The sequence below is a fragment of the Solwaraspora sp. WMMA2080 genome (assembly GCF_027497395.1).
In the GTDB taxonomy this organism is placed as follows: domain Bacteria; phylum Actinomycetota; class Actinomycetes; order Mycobacteriales; family Micromonosporaceae; genus Micromonospora_E.
The window spans coordinates 3,819,233-3,835,898 of the sequence record NZ_CP114910.1; the positions used below are offsets into that span (position 1 = coordinate 3,819,233).

The 16,666-nt window shown below is 72.0% G+C and carries 14 protein-coding genes; 5 read left to right on the forward strand and 9 right to left on the reverse strand.

From position 1 onward, the window contains the following. Positions 1 to 104: 104 nt before the first annotated feature. On the forward strand, positions 105 to 1,565 hold the full coding sequence (locus tag O7543_RS17385; RefSeq protein WP_281552859.1) for an alkaline phosphatase PhoX: 1,461 nt from the start codon (positions 105 to 107) through the stop codon (positions 1,563 to 1,565). A gap of 211 nt (positions 1,566 to 1,776) precedes the next feature. Here the strand turns inward: O7543_RS17385 and O7543_RS17390 are convergent, their stop codons facing one another. From O7543_RS17390 to O7543_RS17400, 3 genes are read right to left on the reverse strand one after another with little or no spacing between them, the layout of a single operon-like run. Beyond that, a complete protein-coding gene (locus O7543_RS17390) occupies positions 1,777 to 3,459 on the reverse strand; it encodes a fumarate hydratase (protein ID WP_281552858.1) in 1,683 nt (560 codons plus the stop codon). Between the two features lie 51 nt (positions 3,460 to 3,510). After that, positions 3,511 to 4,929 (reverse strand): PQQ-binding-like beta-propeller repeat protein, encoded by a 1,419-nt coding sequence (locus O7543_RS17395; RefSeq protein ID WP_281552857.1) that lies wholly within the window; start codon positions 4,927 to 4,929, stop codon positions 3,511 to 3,513. 57 nt (positions 4,930 to 4,986) lie between these two features. Beyond that, a complete protein-coding gene (locus O7543_RS17400) occupies positions 4,987 to 6,228 on the reverse strand; it encodes an MFS transporter (protein ID WP_281552856.1) in 1,242 nt (413 codons plus the stop codon). Between the two features lie 68 nt (positions 6,229 to 6,296). On the opposite strand from O7543_RS17400, the gene O7543_RS17405 reads away from it, so the two are divergent. Beyond that, positions 6,297 to 6,500 carry a hypothetical protein gene (locus O7543_RS17405; RefSeq protein WP_281555827.1) on the forward strand — a complete coding sequence of 68 codons (204 nt, stop codon included), beginning with the start codon at positions 6,297 to 6,299 and terminating at the stop codon, positions 6,498 to 6,500. Here the strand turns inward: O7543_RS17405 and O7543_RS17410 are convergent. Beyond that, complete coding sequence (locus O7543_RS17410) at positions 6,484 to 7,002, reverse strand: Lrp/AsnC family transcriptional regulator (protein ID WP_281552855.1); 519 nt, start codon at positions 7,000 to 7,002, stop codon at positions 6,484 to 6,486. The two genes, O7543_RS17405 and O7543_RS17410, sit on opposite strands and share 17 nt — an antisense overlap. Positions 7,003 to 7,133: 131 nt before the next feature. Between O7543_RS17410 and hppD the strand changes: the two genes are divergently transcribed. The 3 genes from hppD (at position 7,134) to hisC (ending at position 10,504) form a co-directional block, all read left to right on the forward strand. After that, positions 7,134 to 8,300, forward strand: a complete 1,167-nt coding sequence (gene hppD / locus O7543_RS17415) for a 4-hydroxyphenylpyruvate dioxygenase (RefSeq protein WP_281552854.1) — start codon at positions 7,134 to 7,136, stop codon at positions 8,298 to 8,300. Between the two features lie 123 nt (positions 8,301 to 8,423). Beyond that, positions 8,424 to 9,404: an RDD family protein gene (locus tag O7543_RS17420; protein ID WP_281552853.1), complete on the forward strand. Its 981-nt coding sequence runs from the start codon at positions 8,424 to 8,426 to the stop codon at positions 9,402 to 9,404. Between the two features lie 14 nt (positions 9,405 to 9,418). Next, positions 9,419 to 10,504 (forward strand): histidinol-phosphate transaminase, encoded by a 1,086-nt coding sequence (gene hisC, locus O7543_RS17425; protein ID WP_281552852.1) that lies wholly within the window; start codon positions 9,419 to 9,421, stop codon positions 10,502 to 10,504. 19 nt (positions 10,505 to 10,523) lie between these two features. Here hisC and O7543_RS17430 read toward each other — a convergent pair whose 3' ends face one another. The 5 genes from O7543_RS17430 to O7543_RS17450 form a co-directional block, all read right to left on the reverse strand. After that, positions 10,524 to 11,963 carry a PQQ-binding-like beta-propeller repeat protein gene (locus O7543_RS17430; protein WP_281552851.1) on the reverse strand — a complete coding sequence of 480 codons (1,440 nt, stop codon included), beginning with the start codon at positions 11,961 to 11,963 and terminating at the stop codon, positions 10,524 to 10,526. Between the two features lie 71 nt (positions 11,964 to 12,034). After that, on the reverse strand, positions 12,035 to 13,309 hold the full coding sequence (locus O7543_RS17435) for a DUF4143 domain-containing protein (protein WP_281552850.1): 1,275 nt from the start codon (positions 13,307 to 13,309) through the stop codon (positions 12,035 to 12,037). Between the two features lie 108 nt (positions 13,310 to 13,417). Then, positions 13,418 to 14,653, reverse strand: a complete 1,236-nt coding sequence (locus O7543_RS17440; protein ID WP_281552849.1) for an ABC transporter permease — start codon at positions 14,651 to 14,653, stop codon at positions 13,418 to 13,420. A 5-nt stretch (positions 14,654 to 14,658) separates the two neighbouring features. Beyond that, positions 14,659 to 15,318, reverse strand: coding sequence for an ABC transporter ATP-binding protein (locus O7543_RS17445; RefSeq protein ID WP_281555812.1), 660 nt, complete (start codon positions 15,316 to 15,318; stop codon positions 14,659 to 14,661). A gap of 32 nt (positions 15,319 to 15,350) precedes the next feature. Continuing rightward, complete coding sequence (locus O7543_RS17450; RefSeq protein WP_281552848.1) at positions 15,351 to 16,631, reverse strand: hypothetical protein; 1,281 nt, start codon at positions 16,629 to 16,631, stop codon at positions 15,351 to 15,353. Between the last annotated feature and the right edge of the window lie 35 nt (positions 16,632 to 16,666).

Sequence of the window (16,666 nt, forward strand, 5' to 3'; positions counted from 1 at the left end):
TTTACATCGATGTCGCCGGTTCATCACCGTACGGACGGGTGGCCGTCGGTCCGCGGGGGTTGCGTCACGTCAACACCCTCGAGCTGAACAGGAGCCCGATCGACGTGCCTTCCTCCCGTCGTACCTTGCTCGCCGGTGGTGCCGCCGGCGCCGCTGGCGTCGGCCTCGCCGTCGCCGGTGGCCTTCCGTCGCTGGCCCAGGCCCACCCCGGCCGAAGCCACCCGCCGAGAGGCGGCGGCCACGTACCGTTCCCGCCGCTGGTGGACGACCCCGCCGGCATCCTCGCCCTGCCCGAGGGGTTCCGCTACACCGTGGTCACCCGGACGGGCGTCACCCGGCTCGACCGCGGCCAGGGCCTGACCCCGGCCGAGCACGACGGCATGGCCGTTTTCGACGCCGGACGCGGCCGGTACACCTTGATCCAGAACCACGAGCTCGGCCCAGGGGCCGAGTTCGGCGTACCGCATGTCCCGGGCACCGTCTACGACCCGGGCGCGGTCGACGCCGGCGGCTGCACGGTGATCAGGACCGACCGGGCGGGGCGCAACCTCGGCGAGTTCGTCGCCATCTCCGGCACCGTCGACAACTGCGCGGGCGGGCCGACCCCGTGGGGAACCTGGCTGACCTGCGAGGAGACCGACGACCGGGCCGGCGACGAGTGGGACGAGGACGGCCGCACCGGCACGTACCAGAAGGACCACGGCTACGTCTTCGAGGTCTGGGCCGACGGCCGCGCCGACCCGACACCGATCAAATGCCTGGGCCGGTACGCCCACGAGGCGCTGGCGGTCGACGCCGACCGTACGAAGATCTACCTGTCCGAGGACGCCGACGAGCCGAACGGCCTGTTCTACCGGTGGACCGCGCCGCGCCGCGTCAAGCTCGGCCCCGGCGTGCTGACCCGGCTCGCCCCGGACGCCGGCACCCTCGCCGCGATGCAGATCATCATGGACGACGGCTCGGTGCTGCCGGACGTCGCCTACCTGACCTCCGCGCAGCTGGGCCGGCCGTTCCCCGTACGGTGGATCGAGGTGCCGGAACGCGACGCCCGGACCACTCCCCTGCGCGAGCAGTTCGCCGACGGTCAGGTCACCCGGGGCCGCAAGTTCGAAGGTGTGTGGGGCACCGACCGAGGCGTGTACGTGGTCAACTCGTACGCCTGGGAGGACGGTGACCTGCCGGCGGACGCCGCCCCGCACGACGGCATGGTCTGGTTCTACGACTACCGGGCCGAGACCATCCAGCTGGTCACGTACTTTCCGCACCAGACCTCGTCCGAGGAGGGTACGCCGCCGAGGTACAGCGATCTGACCTTCGACGGGCCGGACAACGTGACCGTCACCCCGTGGGGCAGCCTGGTGCTGGCCGAGGACGGCTCGGGCGCGTCCCACGTGCTCAGCTCGGTCCCGGGCGGGCCCACCTACGCGATCGCCCGCAACCAGCTCAACGACTCGGAGTTCTGCGGGCCGGTCTTCACCGACGACGGCAAGGTGCTCTTCGTCAACATGCAGGACCCCGGCCTCACCCTGGCCATCACCGGCCCGTGGGAGAAGTACCTGGGCTGACCCCGATCGCACCGCTCTCTCGGGTTGGGGCGGGAACCCAAGATGCCTCCGCAGGCTTGATGCCACAGGCGCATCTTGATGCACCTGTGGCATCAAGCCCAACCGGCACCCCCACCCAGAAGGATCACCGTGCACTCAAGAACAATGACGTGAAGTAATCGGCAGGTTCGAGAAGCGATGCCAGTTCCGTCGTTGTGCGGAGCCCATGGGGTCAGCGGCGGCCGACGGTGAGGACCGGCTTGGTGACCTCGGCGTAGAAGTCGTTGCCCTTGTCGTCGACGACGATGAACGCCGGGAAGTCCTCCACCTCGATCTTCCAGATGGCCTCCATGCCCAGCTCCGGGTATTCGAGGACCTCGACGTGCCGGATGCAGTCCTGGGCCAGCCGGGCCGCCGGGCCGCCGATCGAGCCGAGGTAGAAGCCGCCGTGCGTACCGCAGGAGCGGGTGACCTGCGCGGACCGGTTGCCCTTGGCGAGCATGATGTGCGAGCCACCGGCGGCCTGGAACTTCTCCACGTACGCGTCCATCCGCCCGGCGGTGGTCGGGCCGAACGAGCCGGACGCGTACCCCTCGGGAGTCTTCGCCGGGCCGGCGTAGTAGACGGCGTGGTCCCGCAGGTACTGCGGCATCGGCTCACCGGCGTCCAGCCGCTCGGCGATCTTCGCGTGGGCGATGTCCCGGGCGACGACCAGCGGGCCGGTCAGCGACAGCCGGGTCTTCACCGGGTACTTCGACAACTCGGCGCGGATCTCGGCCATCGGCCGGTTCAGGTCGACGCGGACCACGTCGGCGTCGGCGGACTGATCGGCGGCGAGGGTCTCGTCGGTGACGTCGGGCAGGAAGCGGGCCGGGTCGGTCTCCAGCTTCTCCAGCCACACCCCGGACGGGGTGATCTTGGCGACGGCCTGCCGGTCGGCGGAGCAGGAGACGGCGATCGCCACCGGGCAGGAGGCACCGTGCCGGGGCAGCCGCACCACCCGTACGTCGTGGCAGAAGTACCGCCCGCCGAACTGCGCGCCGATGCCGAACTGGCGGGTCAGTTCGAGCACCTGCGCCTCCAGCTCGACGTCGCGGAAGCCGTGGGCGCCGATGCTGCCGCTGGTCGGCAGGTTGTCCAGGTACTTGGCGCTGGCGTACTTGGCGGTCTTGAGCGCGAACTCAGCCGACGTGCCGCCGACGACGATCGCCAGGTGGTACGGCGGGCAGGCGGACGTGCCGATCAGCCGCAGCTTCTCCTCCAGGAACTGCATCATCCGGGTCGGGTTCAGCAGTGCCTTGGTTTCCTGGTAGAGGTACGACTTGTTGGCCGAGCCGCCGCCCTTGGCCATGAACAGGAACTTGTACGCGTCCGGCTGACCGCCCGGGTCCTCGGCGTACAGCTCGATCTGGGCCGGCAGGTTGGTCCCGGTGTTGCGCTCCTCCCACATGGTGATCGGCGCGAGCTGCGAGTAGCGCAGGTTCAGCTTGGTGTACGCCTCGTACACGCCCCGGGCGATGGCCCGCTCGTCGGTGCCGTCGGTGAGCACGTGCCGGCCGCGTTTGCCCATCGCGATCGCGGTGCCGGTGTCCTGGCACATCGGCAGCACTCCGCCGGCCGCGATGTTGGCGTTGCGCAGCAGGTCGAGGGCGACGAACCGGTCGTTGGGTGACGCGGCCGGGTCGTCGAGGATCGCCCGCAGCTGGGCCAGGTGCGCCGGGCGCAGGTAGTGAGCGATGTCATGCATCGCCTCGGCGGTCAGCGCGGTCAGCACCGCCGGCTCGATGGTGAGGAACCGTCGCCCGCCCGGCCCGTGCACGACGTCGACGCCTTCGTCGCTGATCAGGCGGTATTCCGTCAGGTCGTCGCCGGTCGGTAGCAGCGGGGTGTGGGAGAACGGGGCGGCACTGCTCATGACCGGCAAGCCTAGGCCAGAGGTGGCCGCAGCTCCCAACCCCCGGGTGGGTCAGCCCTTGGCCGGGCACTGCTCCTGCTTGGCGCCGCCGCAGGTGGGGCCGGGGTCGGGGCCGCCGGGATCAGCGGGGTCGTCCGGGCCGCCGACCGGCGGGGTGGTGGCGGCACCGGCGAACCGGACGTAGCCGATCTCCCGGCCGTCGCCGATGACCATGCCGCGCGGTCCAACGGCCAGCACCTCCGCCGAGGTACGCAGGTTGACCAGCTCGGTGCCGGTGGCCGGGTCGAGGGCGACGACCCGGTCCGGTTTGCGGTCGACGACCAGGGCCGCGTGCCGGGTGAGGGCCAGCTGGGCGTCCGGGTGCATCGGGCGGGTCCACCGGGGTGTCGGGGTGGGCAGCACGTACGCCTGGAGGGTCTCGCCGTCGGCGGAGCGGGTCAGCGCGTACCGGTCGTCGACGGCGCGTAGCTCCTGCCCGGCGGCGCCGGTCCACAGCACCCGCCCGTCGTAGGCGTCGATGACGGTTTCCCGCATATCGGGGGCGATGCCGGCGAGGACGTTGGCGCCGCCGGTCGGGTTGTCCCGCTGGGCGCAGCCGATCCGGTCGGCGGTGCGCAGGTTGATCCCGGTCCGCTGCCACACGGGCAGGTCGGTCACCGGGTCGATGCCCCGCGCGGTGTAGTAGCAGGCACCGTCGCGTGGGGTGGCGACCAGGCTGAACACCCGGCCGGCGAAGACCACGATCCGTTCGTGCCGGTCCTCTTCCAGCTCCTGCAGGACCTGCCCGGTGCGGGTCTCGACGACGTGGATCCTGCCGTCGATCGGGAAGCCGAGAACGGTCGGCATGGTCTTCGGGCCGCCAGCGTCGTCGGCGACGTCGTCGGCGGTCAGCGGTCGGCTGGTGACCAGTTTCGGGTTGTCGGCGAACAGCACGAAGCCCATTCCGGGCAGCTGGGAGGTCCACCGTGGAGTCTTGCCGCGCGGGTCCCAGGCGGTCAGCGTGCAGTCGCGTGGGCCGGCGCAGCGTACGTCGAGCAGCGCGTCGCGGTAGGTCCAGACGGCAATGGCGGCGTCGTCGGCACGCAGCACGGCACCGGTGGCCGGGTTGAGCACCTGGTAGCCGTCGGTGAGCAGTTCACCGGTGGCTACCACCTGGTCGGAGCCGTCACCGGCGACCGCCGCCCAGTCGGCCTTGTGCTCCCAGACCTGGTTGCCGGAGGTGATGCTGCGTCCTTCGACCTTGAGCCGGTGCTCGACGATGACGGCGCGTTCGGTGATGGTGACGCCGCGCGGCGTTCCGCCGACCCGCTGTTGCCAGGTGACGTCCGGGTCGGCCAGTGGCTGGCTGCGGTTGACCCAGTCCCACAGGCCGGGGAACGGGTTCCAGACGCCGGTGGCGGCGAGCACGATGACCACGACGAGCGCGAAGGCCAGGTAGCACTTCACGCACGGCGCGCTCCCCTTCGCCATCGGGCCACCGTAGCCGGGCCTGACCAACAGAACAGTCGGCCGACCGAAATGCGGCTTTTAGGCGTGTCGGGGGACATTCATGCGCGGTACCCGGAGTTGCCGCCACAGCAGCAGCGTGGCGACCAGCGACAGCGCCCCGAAACCGGCCATCACCAGCCCCGGCGCGACCCACTCGGCGACCAGCCCGGCCGCCCCGGCGGCCAGCCCCTGCCCGGTCATCATCCCCATGTGGGACAACCCGAACGCCTGGCCGCGCCGGTCCGCCGGCACCGCGTCCAGGAACCGCCGGGCCAACCCCAGATGGTACGAGAACCCGAACGTCGCCGCCCCGAACAGCACCGCCGCCGTCACCAGGCCGAGCTCGGCCACGAAGGCCAGCATCGGCACCCCGAGCAGCAACGCCAGCCACGGGGTCAACGCCTCCCGCCGGGCCGGCGCCACCCCACGGCCCACTACCAGGTCCCCGAGCAGCATCCCGCCGGCCGCGGCCATGAACAGCACCCCGGCGGCACCCTCACCACCGGCGTACGGCACCACCACCCCCTCCGCGCCGACCAGCAGCGAGCTGGGCAGCCAGGTGGCCAGCAGCAGACCGCGTACCGGCGGGTCGGCGAGCAACCGCCGGTTCACCCGCCACGTCTCGCGTACCGCGCCACCGGTCGCGGCGGCCCCGAACACCCGGGCCGGCCGGTCGGACAACCCGAACCGGATCAGCACCGCCGACGTCAGGCAGGTCACCGCGGTGGCCCACAACGCGCCGTACGGCCCGAGCAGGCCGATCAGCGCACCGCCGACAGCGAACCCGAGGACCTGGGTGGCCCCGGCGGTGATGGTGAACAACGCCCGGCCCAGCACGTACCGGTCGCCGGCCAGCAGGTCCGGCAGCAGCGCGGTACGGGCCGCCGCCGCCACCGGCGACACCAGCCCGACGGTGAACACCAGCGCCAGCGCACCGACCGGCGGCAGCACCCCGAGCGCCAGCACCGCCACCGTGACCACCCGGATCAGGTCGTAGCCGACCATCACCGTCCGGGGCCGCCAGCGGTCGGCGTACGCCAGCAGGAACATCCCACCGACCACGCTGGGCAGGAAGCCGGCGACGTAGGCCAGCGCGGCCAGCAGCGGCGAGTTCGTCCGCTGGTAGACCAGCACGGACAGGGCGAGCATCTTCACCGTCTCGCCGATCATGAAGATGCCGAAGCTGGCGAAGAGCGCCCGGAACTCGCCGACCGCGAACAGGTCCCGGAAGGTGGCCCGGTCGGCCGGCGGCGCGCTGCTGCCAGTGGTGGGGGTGGTCACCGTCGAAGCATGCCGCCGGTACGCCGACGGGCGGTAACCTTTCGGCGCAGGGCGAAAAGTCGCGGGAGGTGGACAGCGGCCGGAAGCGGATCGAGGTGAGTCCGGGCGACGTCGCTGCCAGCCGGTTCGCGATCTCCCCGCTGAGCGAGACGATGGCCGCGCTGCGGCTGTTCGCCGGTGCCCATCCGGCCGGGCCGCTGCTGCCCTGGGTGCACCGGCACCGCGACCGGTACGCGGCGCTGCTCGGCGACGCGCTCAGCGCCGATCCGTGACGCCGGACGCCGGGCCACCGGACGCGGCCGACAGCACCAGCGGCAGCACCCGGTACGGAATCTGCTCGGCCAGCGCGATGATCGTCGAGGCACGTCGGATCCCGTCGTACGCCAGAATCTGGTCCAGCACCCGCTGCAGGTCGGCGTTGGACCGCGCGACGATGCGGCACATCAGGTCCCCCGAGCCGGTGATGGTGTGCGCCTCCAGCACCTCCGGGATGCCGCGCAGGTGGGTGGCGACCGGCTCGTGCCCGTGCCGCTGGCCGATCTCCAGGGTGACGAACGACGTCACCCCGAAGCCGAGCGCCGCCGGTGACACCTGCGGCCCGAACCCGCCGATCACCCCCCGGGCGACCAGCTTGTCGAGCCGGGCCTGGACCGTGCCGCGGGCCACCCGCAGCCGCCGGGAACATTCGAGTACGCCGATCCGCGGCTCCCTGGTCAGCAGCGCGATCAGCTCAGCGTCCAGCTGATCGAGCTGGACATTCTGTACAGCGTCCATGGCCCCCGACCCTAACGAGTGAGCAGGCTGACCAGCCGTCGTCGCGGCGGTTGCCCAGTGGGGATGAACCGCCCATCCTGCCGTTACCGGCCATGGCGATCCCGATCGGCCGGCTCCGAGGGAGGACGATCGTGACCTACCTGACTGATTCCCGCGACGCCGACGCCACCGCGACCCGCGACCCGTTTCCGGTGCACGGCGTCGACCACCTGACCTTCCTGGTCGGCAACGCCAAGCAGGCGGCACACTTCTACTCCACCGCGTTCGGTATGACCTGCGTCGCCTACCGGGGCCCGGAGCAGGGTTTCCGCGACCACGCCGAGTACGTGCTGACCAGCGGCGCCGCCCGGTTCGTGCTGCGCGGAGCGGTGCACGCCGACGCGTCCGCCGCCGCGCACGTCGCCCGGCACAGCGACGGGGTGGCCGACATCGCGCTCGCCGTACCGGACGTGGACGCCGCGTACGCGCACGCCCTGGCGCAGGGCGCGACCGGGCTGGCCGCCCCGGCCGACCTCACCGACGGCGCCGGCACCGTACGGATGGCCAGCATCGCCGCGTACGGCGAGACCCGGCACACCCTGGTCGACAGGTCCGGCTACGACGGCCCGTTCCTGCCCGGCTTCGTGGCCCGACCACCGATCGTCGACCGTACGCCGTTGGTCGACGCCGGCCTGCAGCCGAAGCGGTTCTTCCAGGCGGTCGACCATGTGGTCGGCAACGTCGAGCTGGGCCGGATGGACGAGTGGGTGGCGTTCTACCACCGGGTGATGGGCTTCACCAACATGGCCGAGTTCATCGGTGACGACATCGCCACCGACTACTCGGCGTTGATGAGCAAGGTCGTCGCCAACGGCAGCCGCAAGGTGAAGTTCCCGCTCAACGAGCCGGCGGTGGCCCGCCGCCGCTCGCAGATCGACGAGTACCTGGAGTTCTACGGCGGGCCGGGAGTGCAGCACATCGCGTTGGCCACCAACGACATCCTGGCGTCGGTGGACGCGATGCGGGCCGCCGGGGTGGAGTTCCTCGACACCCCGGACTCGTACTACGACGACCCGGCGCTGCGGGCCCGCATCGGTGAGGTCCGCGCCCCGATCGAGCAGTTGAAGACGCGCCGGATTCTGGTCGACCGGGACGAGGACGGCTACCTGCTGCAGATTTTCACCAAGCCGGTGCAGGACCGCCCGACGGTCTTCTTCGAACTGATCGAACGGCACGGGTCGCTCGGCTTCGGCAAGGGCAACTTCAAGGCGCTGTTCGAGGCGATCGAACGGGAGCAGGAGAGCCGGGGCAACCTCTGAACCCGGGTCGGCGGCCGGTGAACCGTCGACAGGCTGCGGTGCCGGTCGCGCCGGTCGTTAAGGTGCCAGGGTGAGCATGCACAGTCCGCCCCGGCCGGCCGGCCGCATCGCGGGGTCCGCCCGGTGACGTCGATCTCGCCCGGCTGGTACAAGGACCCCGCAGATCCGACCACCCAGCGTTACTGGGACGGCGGCGGGTGGATCGGTGCGCCGTTGCCGGCCGACGCCACCCCGCCGGACGGGCCGCCACCGGCGGAGCAACCGCCCACCGCCAACGAGCCGACGTCACCGGCTGGCACGTCGGCGGCGGCACCGGCCGAGCCGGAGTCGCAGCCGCCGGGCCACCCACCACCGCCGGGCCACCCGGCGCAGAGCTACCCGGCGCAGAGCTACCCGCCGCCGCCACCGGGCTACCCGGCAGCGCCGCCGCCCGGTTGGCCGGGCTACCGGTTGCCGCCGCCGGAGCCCCGGCCGCAGGGAATGGCGTTGGCGTCGTTCGGCGCGCGGCTGGCCGCCCGACTGATCGACATCGGCGCGGTGCTGCTGCTCAACATCTTCATCAACGGCTGGTTCGTCTGGCAGTACGTGGTGGAGACCTGGCCGACGTTCAATGAGATCTGGCGGCGGTCACTGGCCGACGACCGGTCCACCGAGGGACTCCCGCAGGTCACCGAACGGGCCTCCGGACTGCAGATGGTGATCATCCTGCTGGCGGCGGCGATCTGGTGGGCGTACGAGGTGCCGGCGGTCGCGAACACCGGTCAGACCCTCGGCAAGCGGCTGGCCCGGCTCAAGGTGGTGCCGGTCGAGCCGGGCGGGCAGCTCGGCTTCGCCCGGTCGTTCCGCCGGTGGAACACCCTCGGCCTGCCCACTCTGTTGTGGATCTGCTGCGTCGGCTTCATCCTTCAGCTAATCGACTGCGTCTACCTGCTGTTCGACCGCCCGCTGCGGCAGGCGCTGCACGACAAGTCGGCGCAGACCGTCGTGGTGCAGCTGCCGCCCGGCGTACCGGCGACCGCCGCCGGCCCCGGCGGTGGTCGGACCAGCGGTGGTCGGACCAGCGGTCCGGGCGCGGACCGCGACACCCCCGGAAGCTCCGCATGACAGGAGGCCCCCCGATGCCCCCCTCGCTCGGTCTGACCCGCGCCGACCTCGACGCGCTGCCCAGCTACGTGCCGGGGCGCAGCCCGGTCGACCTGGCCCGGGAGCTCGGCCTGCCGGAGGCGATCAAGCTGGCCAGCAACGAGGTGCCGTACGGGCCACTGCCCGGCGTCGTCGAGGCGGTGACGCAGGCTGCGACGTCGACGCACCGCTACCCGGACATGGGAGTACTGGCGCTGCGGGCAGCGCTCGCCGAACGACTCGGGGTGGCCGCGGAGCGGGTGGTCACCGGCTGCGGGTCGGTGGCGCTCTGCGAGCATCTGGTACGGGCCACCTGCCTGCCCGGAGACGAGGTCGTCTACTCGTGGCGGTCGTTCGAGGCGTACCCGATCATCGCGGCTACCACGGCGGCGAGCAGCCGGCGGGTGCCGAACACCGCGACCCACGGCCACGACCTGCCGGCGATGGCCGCGGCGGTCACCGGGCAGACCCGGCTGGTGCTGGTCTGCAACCCGAACAACCCGACCGGCACCAGCGTTCGCCGGGCCGAGCTGGACCGGTTCCTCGACGCGGTGCCCGACGACGTACTGGTGGTGCTGGACGAGGCGTACCGGGAGTTCGTCACCGACGCCGAGGTACCCGACGGCCTAGCCGCCTACGGTGACCGGCCGAACGTGGTGGTGCTGCGCACGTTGTCCAAGGCGTGGGGGCTGGCCGGGCTGCGGGTCGGCTACCTGGTCGCACATCCCGAGGTGGCGTCGGCGGTACGCAAGGTGGCCACCCCGTTCGGCACCAACGCGCTGGCGCAGGCGGCAGCGCTGGCCGCGCTCGACCAGGCCGACGAGGTCCGCCGCCGGTGCGATCTGGTGATCGCCGAGCGGACCCGGGTCACCGACGCGGTACGCGAACTGGTGCCGGACGTGCCGGACAGTCAGGCAAACTTCGTCTGGCTGCCACTGGGTGAGCGGGCGGTGCCGTTCGGCGCGGCCTGCGAGTCACGCGGGGTGATCGTGCGGCCATTCGCGGGCGACGGGGTCCGGGTCACCATCGGTACGCCGGCCGAGAACGACGCGTTCCTGGCCGCCGCCGAAGCGGCGCTCTGAGGCTGCGGGTGTCGGCGACCTAGGTGCGGGCGACGATCACCGCCTCCTGCAACCGGTAGTAGCGGTCGTCGTCGGCGTCCGGGTCGACCGGCAGCCGTAGCCGTTCGACGGCCACGAACCCGTCCTGTGCGTAGACGTAGCCAGGGGCCCAGTCGGTCGACAGCTCACTCAGCAGGATCAGCACGAAGCGGGACAGCTTGGCACCGGTCGCCGCGTCCAGGGTGATCAGCTCCCGGGTGGCGGTCAGCAGGTGCGCCCGGCCTGGCTGCACCGCGAGCAACCGGTCACCCGTACCGCCCGGACCGGGTGCCGCCGCTGACGGCAGCGGCCACCGCCACGCCTGCTCGCCGGTCCGCGCCACCTCGGCCACCACCGCCGGAGCGTCCCCGGCGGTGTCCAACCGGATCGCCATCCCGTCGACCAGCATCGCGTCGACCGGGTCGAGCGGCGGTGCCGGCACCGGCTCCGGGCCGTCGACCAGCCAGCCCCGGGACTGTCCCGCCCCGGTGGTGCGCACCGCCCCGCAGGTCGAGCGGGCGGCGGCACAGCCGATCGGCTCCACGGCCAGCCCCGGACCGGCCCCCTCCGGCTGCCAGGTCGCGGTCAACTGCCCGGTCGCGACGTCGTAGAACTCCACGGTCGGCGGTGCCGCGCAACTGTTGACCAGGGCGAACCGGCCGCCGGTGGTGCTGAAGCCGGCGTCCCGGCAGGCGTCACCCTGGCCGGGCAGCATGGTTCGCCACAGTTCCCGACCGGTCGCCGTGTCGAACCCGGTCAGTTGGGACTCGCCGTGCGCCACCACCACCGACCGGCCGTCGGTGCCGCTGACCGCGGTGTGCAGACCGGACGGCGCGTAGACGGTCTGTGCCCCGGTGCGCCGACCGGCGTACCCGGTGTCGGCCGGCTGTGGGCCGACGGACCGCCACGCCACCTCGCCGCTGACCGCGTCGATCGCCACGAGTTCGCCGTCCGTCCAGCGGCTCACCACGGTGGTGCCGGTGGCGACGACGCCGGTCAGCTGCTCCGGCCAGCGCCGGAACGACCAGGCCGGGGTGACCTGGGTACGCATGTCGATCGGGCCGTCGGCGCGCACCTGACGGGTGGTGGCGTACACCCGGAACCGTCCGTCGACCAGCAGCGGCGCGGCGGAGAGCTCGGCCACCGGGCCGGGTTCGGCGGTCGGCGGGGATGGCTGGTAGCCGGCCGGGGTGACCACCTCGGTCGGGGCCAGCACCCGCCAGGCGACGACCGTCACGGCGGCGAGGACGACCACCCCGGCCAGCACCCCGGCGGTGATCAGCTGCCAGCGTGGGCGGGACCGCCACCAGGGGCGTCGCCCGCCGGGCTGCGTCTCGTCGGAGTACGGCTGCCCGTCGGGGTTCGCCGGCCCGTCGGCGGGATGCGCCGAAGGGTCCGCTGTGTCCGCTGGGTGCTGGGTGTTGCTCGCCGGCTCGGCCATCGGGCACCTCCCCCCGCACCCTACCGAACCGGACAACCGCGTCGGGTCAGCCGCAGACGTTGGACCACCGGTCACGGACCGAGCAGGGCCAGTGGAACGACGGCGATTCCGTCCGCGCGCCGGTACGCCGCCGGACCGGTGGTGACCACCGCCGCGTCCAGCAGGTCTTCACCCAACCGGTCCCGAAGCCACCGCAGGTGCGCGACGTCGTCGTCACCGACGGTCGGGGCAAGTTTGACTTCCAGCGCGACAACCCGCTGATCGGCACGCTGCACGATCAGGTCAACTTCGTGACGGCCGTCCCAGGTCCGCAAATGGTGAATCGAGGATTCAGCGGCCTGTGCGTAGACCCGGATGCACAGTGTCACCAGAGACTCGAAGAGTGCACCCAGCAACGGTCCCATCCGGGGGGTGGCCCCAGCCGGGGTTGATTCGTTGAGCAGCGCTTCCCGACTGGCTCCGAGCAGCCGAGCGGCAAGCGCGGGATCGGCCAGGTGGTGTTTGACGGCGCTGCCGAGCCGGGTGAAGGTGCTACGGCTCGGCGACCAGCCCGGCACGGGATCCAACAGCCAGAGTTGGGAAAGCACGTCACGATAGGCGACGGTGGTGGTTTTGGCGGGCTTGTTGCTCTCGCCCGGCGTCGCCGCGTCGAGGATCGCCGTGTAGGAACTGGTGGTCGCGGTGGCGCTCGCGTACGCCGCCAACCATCCCCGGAGCGTCTCGGGTCGGCGTACCAGATGCCCCTGCTCCGGGAAGTCACGCTCCACGATCCGGGCAAGGTAGCCGTCGAGTTGCGCGCGACGCGCTCTCGACGGCAATTGTCGGATGGCGGGAAAACCTGACCGGACGATCTCCTCGGCGTAGTCGGCAAGGCCCACCGGTGATTCGCCGACGACCTCCGGTCGTTGACCGGAAAGCAGGTCACGCAAACTGACCGTGGGTTCGGCGATGGCCCGCTCGACGAGAGTCATCGGCCGCATCCGCAGCTGCACGATCCGACCCGCTCCGGAGTGGGTGGGTGCCGAGGTGGGGGTAGCGCTGCCGGTCAGCAAATACCTGCTCGGCGACGAGTCCCGATCGACGCTGCGTCGCACCAGATCCCAGACCGTCGGTTCCCGCTGCCACTCGTCGATGAGTACCGGGCCCGGGAGACGGTCGAGGCGCTGCGGATCGGCCCGCAACAACTCGCGCTGCACGGGATCGTCCAATGCGATGAGGGTGGCTGCCCGACGTTGCCCCGTCGCCGTCTTGCCCACCCCCTTCGGTCCCTCAACGCTGATGGCAGGCAGGCCAGGGAGGAGTTCATCCAGCTCCTGATCGACGATCCTAGTCTGATAGTCACTCACCAGCCAAAACTACCTTCCACACGCGTTACAAGCTACTTTTCACACGCATTTCACACTACCTCACACACATCTTGTAGGCTACCCTTACGCCGGTCGACACGTGGTCGGTCAGGTGGTGGCCAGGGCCCGGGTCGGCGGTAGCCGGGCGGCCTGCAACGCCGGATAGCCGCCGGCGACGACACCGACCAGCAGCGCCCCACCCAGCCCGGCGAGGGTCGCCCCGGGCGGCACCACCACCGGCCAGCCGTTGGCGACCGCGTAACCGGCGGTGGCGGCCAGGCCGAGCGCCGTACCGGCGAGGCCGCCGAGCAGCGACAACGCCACCGACTCGGTGAGAAACTGCGCCCGGATCTGACCCCGGCTCGCGCCGAGCGCCCGGCGCAACCCGATCTCCGACCGACGTTCCAGCACCGAGATCACCATCGTGTTCGCCACCCCGATCCCGCCGACCAGCAGCGCCACCCCGGCCAGCGCCAGGAACAGCGAGGCAAAGCTGCTCTCGGTGGCACGTTTGGCCGCCAGCGCGTCCGACGGCCTGGTCACCTGCACCTTGCTGGGCCGCTGCGGGTCGATCGTCGCCGGCAGCACCGCCCGCACCGCCTCGATCGCCGGCTCGTGCGCCCGCAGGTAGATCACCGTCGGGTGCCCGCCGAAACCCAGCTCGGACTCGGCCGCCGGCCACCCCACCAGGGCCGACCGGTCGATCTCCGGGGCCAACGGCAGCGGCTCCAGGATGCCGATCACAGTGAACCAGACGTCGCCGATGCGTACCTGCGTCGGCGAGTCCACCGGGCCCAGGTCGACCACACCCAGCCGGGTCGCGGCGACCGCGCCGAGCACCACCGTCGGCAGCCGTTCGGTGGCGGCGTCGAGGTAACGCCCGGTCCGCAGCCGCGCGTCGAGCGTCACCGGCAACCTCGCGTCGCTGGCCAGCACGGTCAACCCGGAGCCGTCGCGTGGGTCGATCAAGTCGGAACGGCGGATCACCGTGTTGGTGTTGGCTACCGCGCTGGTCGCGGTCACCGGCCCGATCCGGGCCACCATCGCCGGGGCCTCCACCGGCAGCCGGGTGACGCCGTCCTCGTCAGGCTGGGCCGTCGCCTGCAGCAGATTCACCCCGAGGGCGGACAGCTCGGCCAGCAACGCCCGCTCACTGGCCGCCGGGATGCCGGTGACCACGATCATCGTGGCGATACCGATCGAGATGCCCAGCGCCGACAGCGCCGCCCGCAACCGGCGGGTCCGGATCCCGACCAGCCCGAGTCGGAGCAGATCCAGCGGGGCCAGCCGCACCGGGCGCGGCAGCTGCACCGGGGCAGCTCCGACCAGTTGGGGAGATTCCACCCGGCTCACGGCACGGCCACCGGCTGCTGGCGGACGTCGCCGACCAGCCGACCGTCGCGGATCTCCACCCGGCGCGGCAGCCGCGCCGCGACGTCCCGGTCATGGGTGATCACCGCGATGGTGGTGCCGTCGGCGTTGAGCGTGGTGAGCAGGTCGAGCACGGCACGACCGGTGGCGGTGTCCAACGCACCGGTCGGCTCGTCGGCCAGCACCAGCGCCGGCCCGTTGACCAAGGCACGGGCGATCGCGACCCGCTGCCGTTCCCCGCCGGACAGCTGCCGGGGCAGGTGACCGACCCGGTGCGCGAGACCGACCCGGGCCAGCGCCTCGGCGGCCAACGGTCGGCGGCGACGACGCGGTACGCCCGCGTACAGCAGCCCGGTGGCGACGTTCTCCGCCGCGGTCAACCCGTCGGTGAGGTGGAACTGCTGGAACACGAAGCCGAGCCAGCGCCCACGCAGCGCCGACAGCTGCCGGTCGGACAGGGTGGTCACGTCGTGCCCGCCGAGCCGGACCGTACCGCTGGTCGGACGGTCCAGGGTGCCCATGATGTTGAGCAGGGTCGACTTGCCGGAGCCGGACGGTCCGACGATGGCGACCAGCTCCCCGGCGTGGATGTCGAGGTCGACGTCGGTCAGCGCGGCGACGCCGCCGGGGTAGCGCATCCCGGCCCGCACGACCGACAGCACCGGTGCGCTCACGACGTGGTCACCACCGTCATGCCCGCGTCGAGACCGGCCCCGGTGACCTCGACCATTCCCCTGGTGAACAGCCCAGTCTCGACGGCGACCAGAGCACCGTCGGTCAGCTGCACCGCGTACCCGCCCTCGGCGAGCGCGAGCAGCGCACCGACCGGCACCGCGAGGACCTGCTCCCGCAGCTCGGTACGGAACTGCACCCGGACCGGCGCGGACTCCAGCCCGCCGAGCACCGCCGGGTCGTCGGGCACGACGGTGACGTCCACCGTCGGACCCTGCCCCGGCGGACCTTCTGACTCCTCGGCGACGGTGCCGACCGCGGTCACCGTGCCGGGGGCGGTCGCGCCGTCGGGCAGAGTGATCGTCACCGACACGTCGGGCACCATCCCGGTCGCCTCGCCGGCTTCTACCCGTACCGTGATGACCTTGTCGGTGGGGGTGACCGACATGATGTCCGTCGCGGCACTGTCGCCGGGCAGCGCGGCGACCGAGCCGACCCGGACCTTGCCCCGCAGTACGGCGACCTCCCCGGCCCGGACGACCCCGGTGGCCGGCGCGTCGCGGTCCCGCTGCCAGCGTTCGATGGCCGAGATCAGCTCCGGGGTGAGAACGGCGTCGCCGGACCGGACGGTGACCGTACCGCCTGTCGGGGTCGGTGCCACCTCCCGCTCCGACGACTCCGCCGCGTCGCTCTCCACTGTCGGCCCAGCCGCATCGCTTCCCCCCGTCGGCCCCGCCGCGTCGTCGGGGTCCGGCGGCGGTGCCGCCGCCGGCACCGCGACGGCGGCGCCGACCGGCGGCTGCCAACCGATCCGGTAGCCCAACGCCTTCAGGTTGTCGGCGACCACCCGCACGTCGCGGCCGACCAGGTTCGGCCGGTCGAGGGTCCGGAACAGCGGCGTACCGCCGTAGAACAGCAGTACCGGCTGATCATCCACGCGGTACAGTTGCTCGCCGCGTTCGATGACGGATCCCTGCTCCGGCAACCAGGTCAGCACCCCGTCGCCGGAGCCCCGCACCGGTCGGGCGGCACCGTAGCCGAGGGTGCCGACCAGCTCCCGGGCGTCGGAGATGTCCATTCGCACGACCTCGGTGGTCGCCACCCAGAGCGGATCCGCCGTCGCGGCGTCCGCCTCGGCCGTCGCGCCCCGGCCCGGCCAGCCCCAGCCGGCTACGGTTCCGGTCACCACCAGCCCGGCCACCACGACCGCGACCGGCAGGCCGTACGCCAGCGTCCGACGCCACCGACGACCGGCGAACGTTCGCAGGAAGAACACCATGCCGGCCATCGTCGCCGGCAATTGTGAGGAACCTG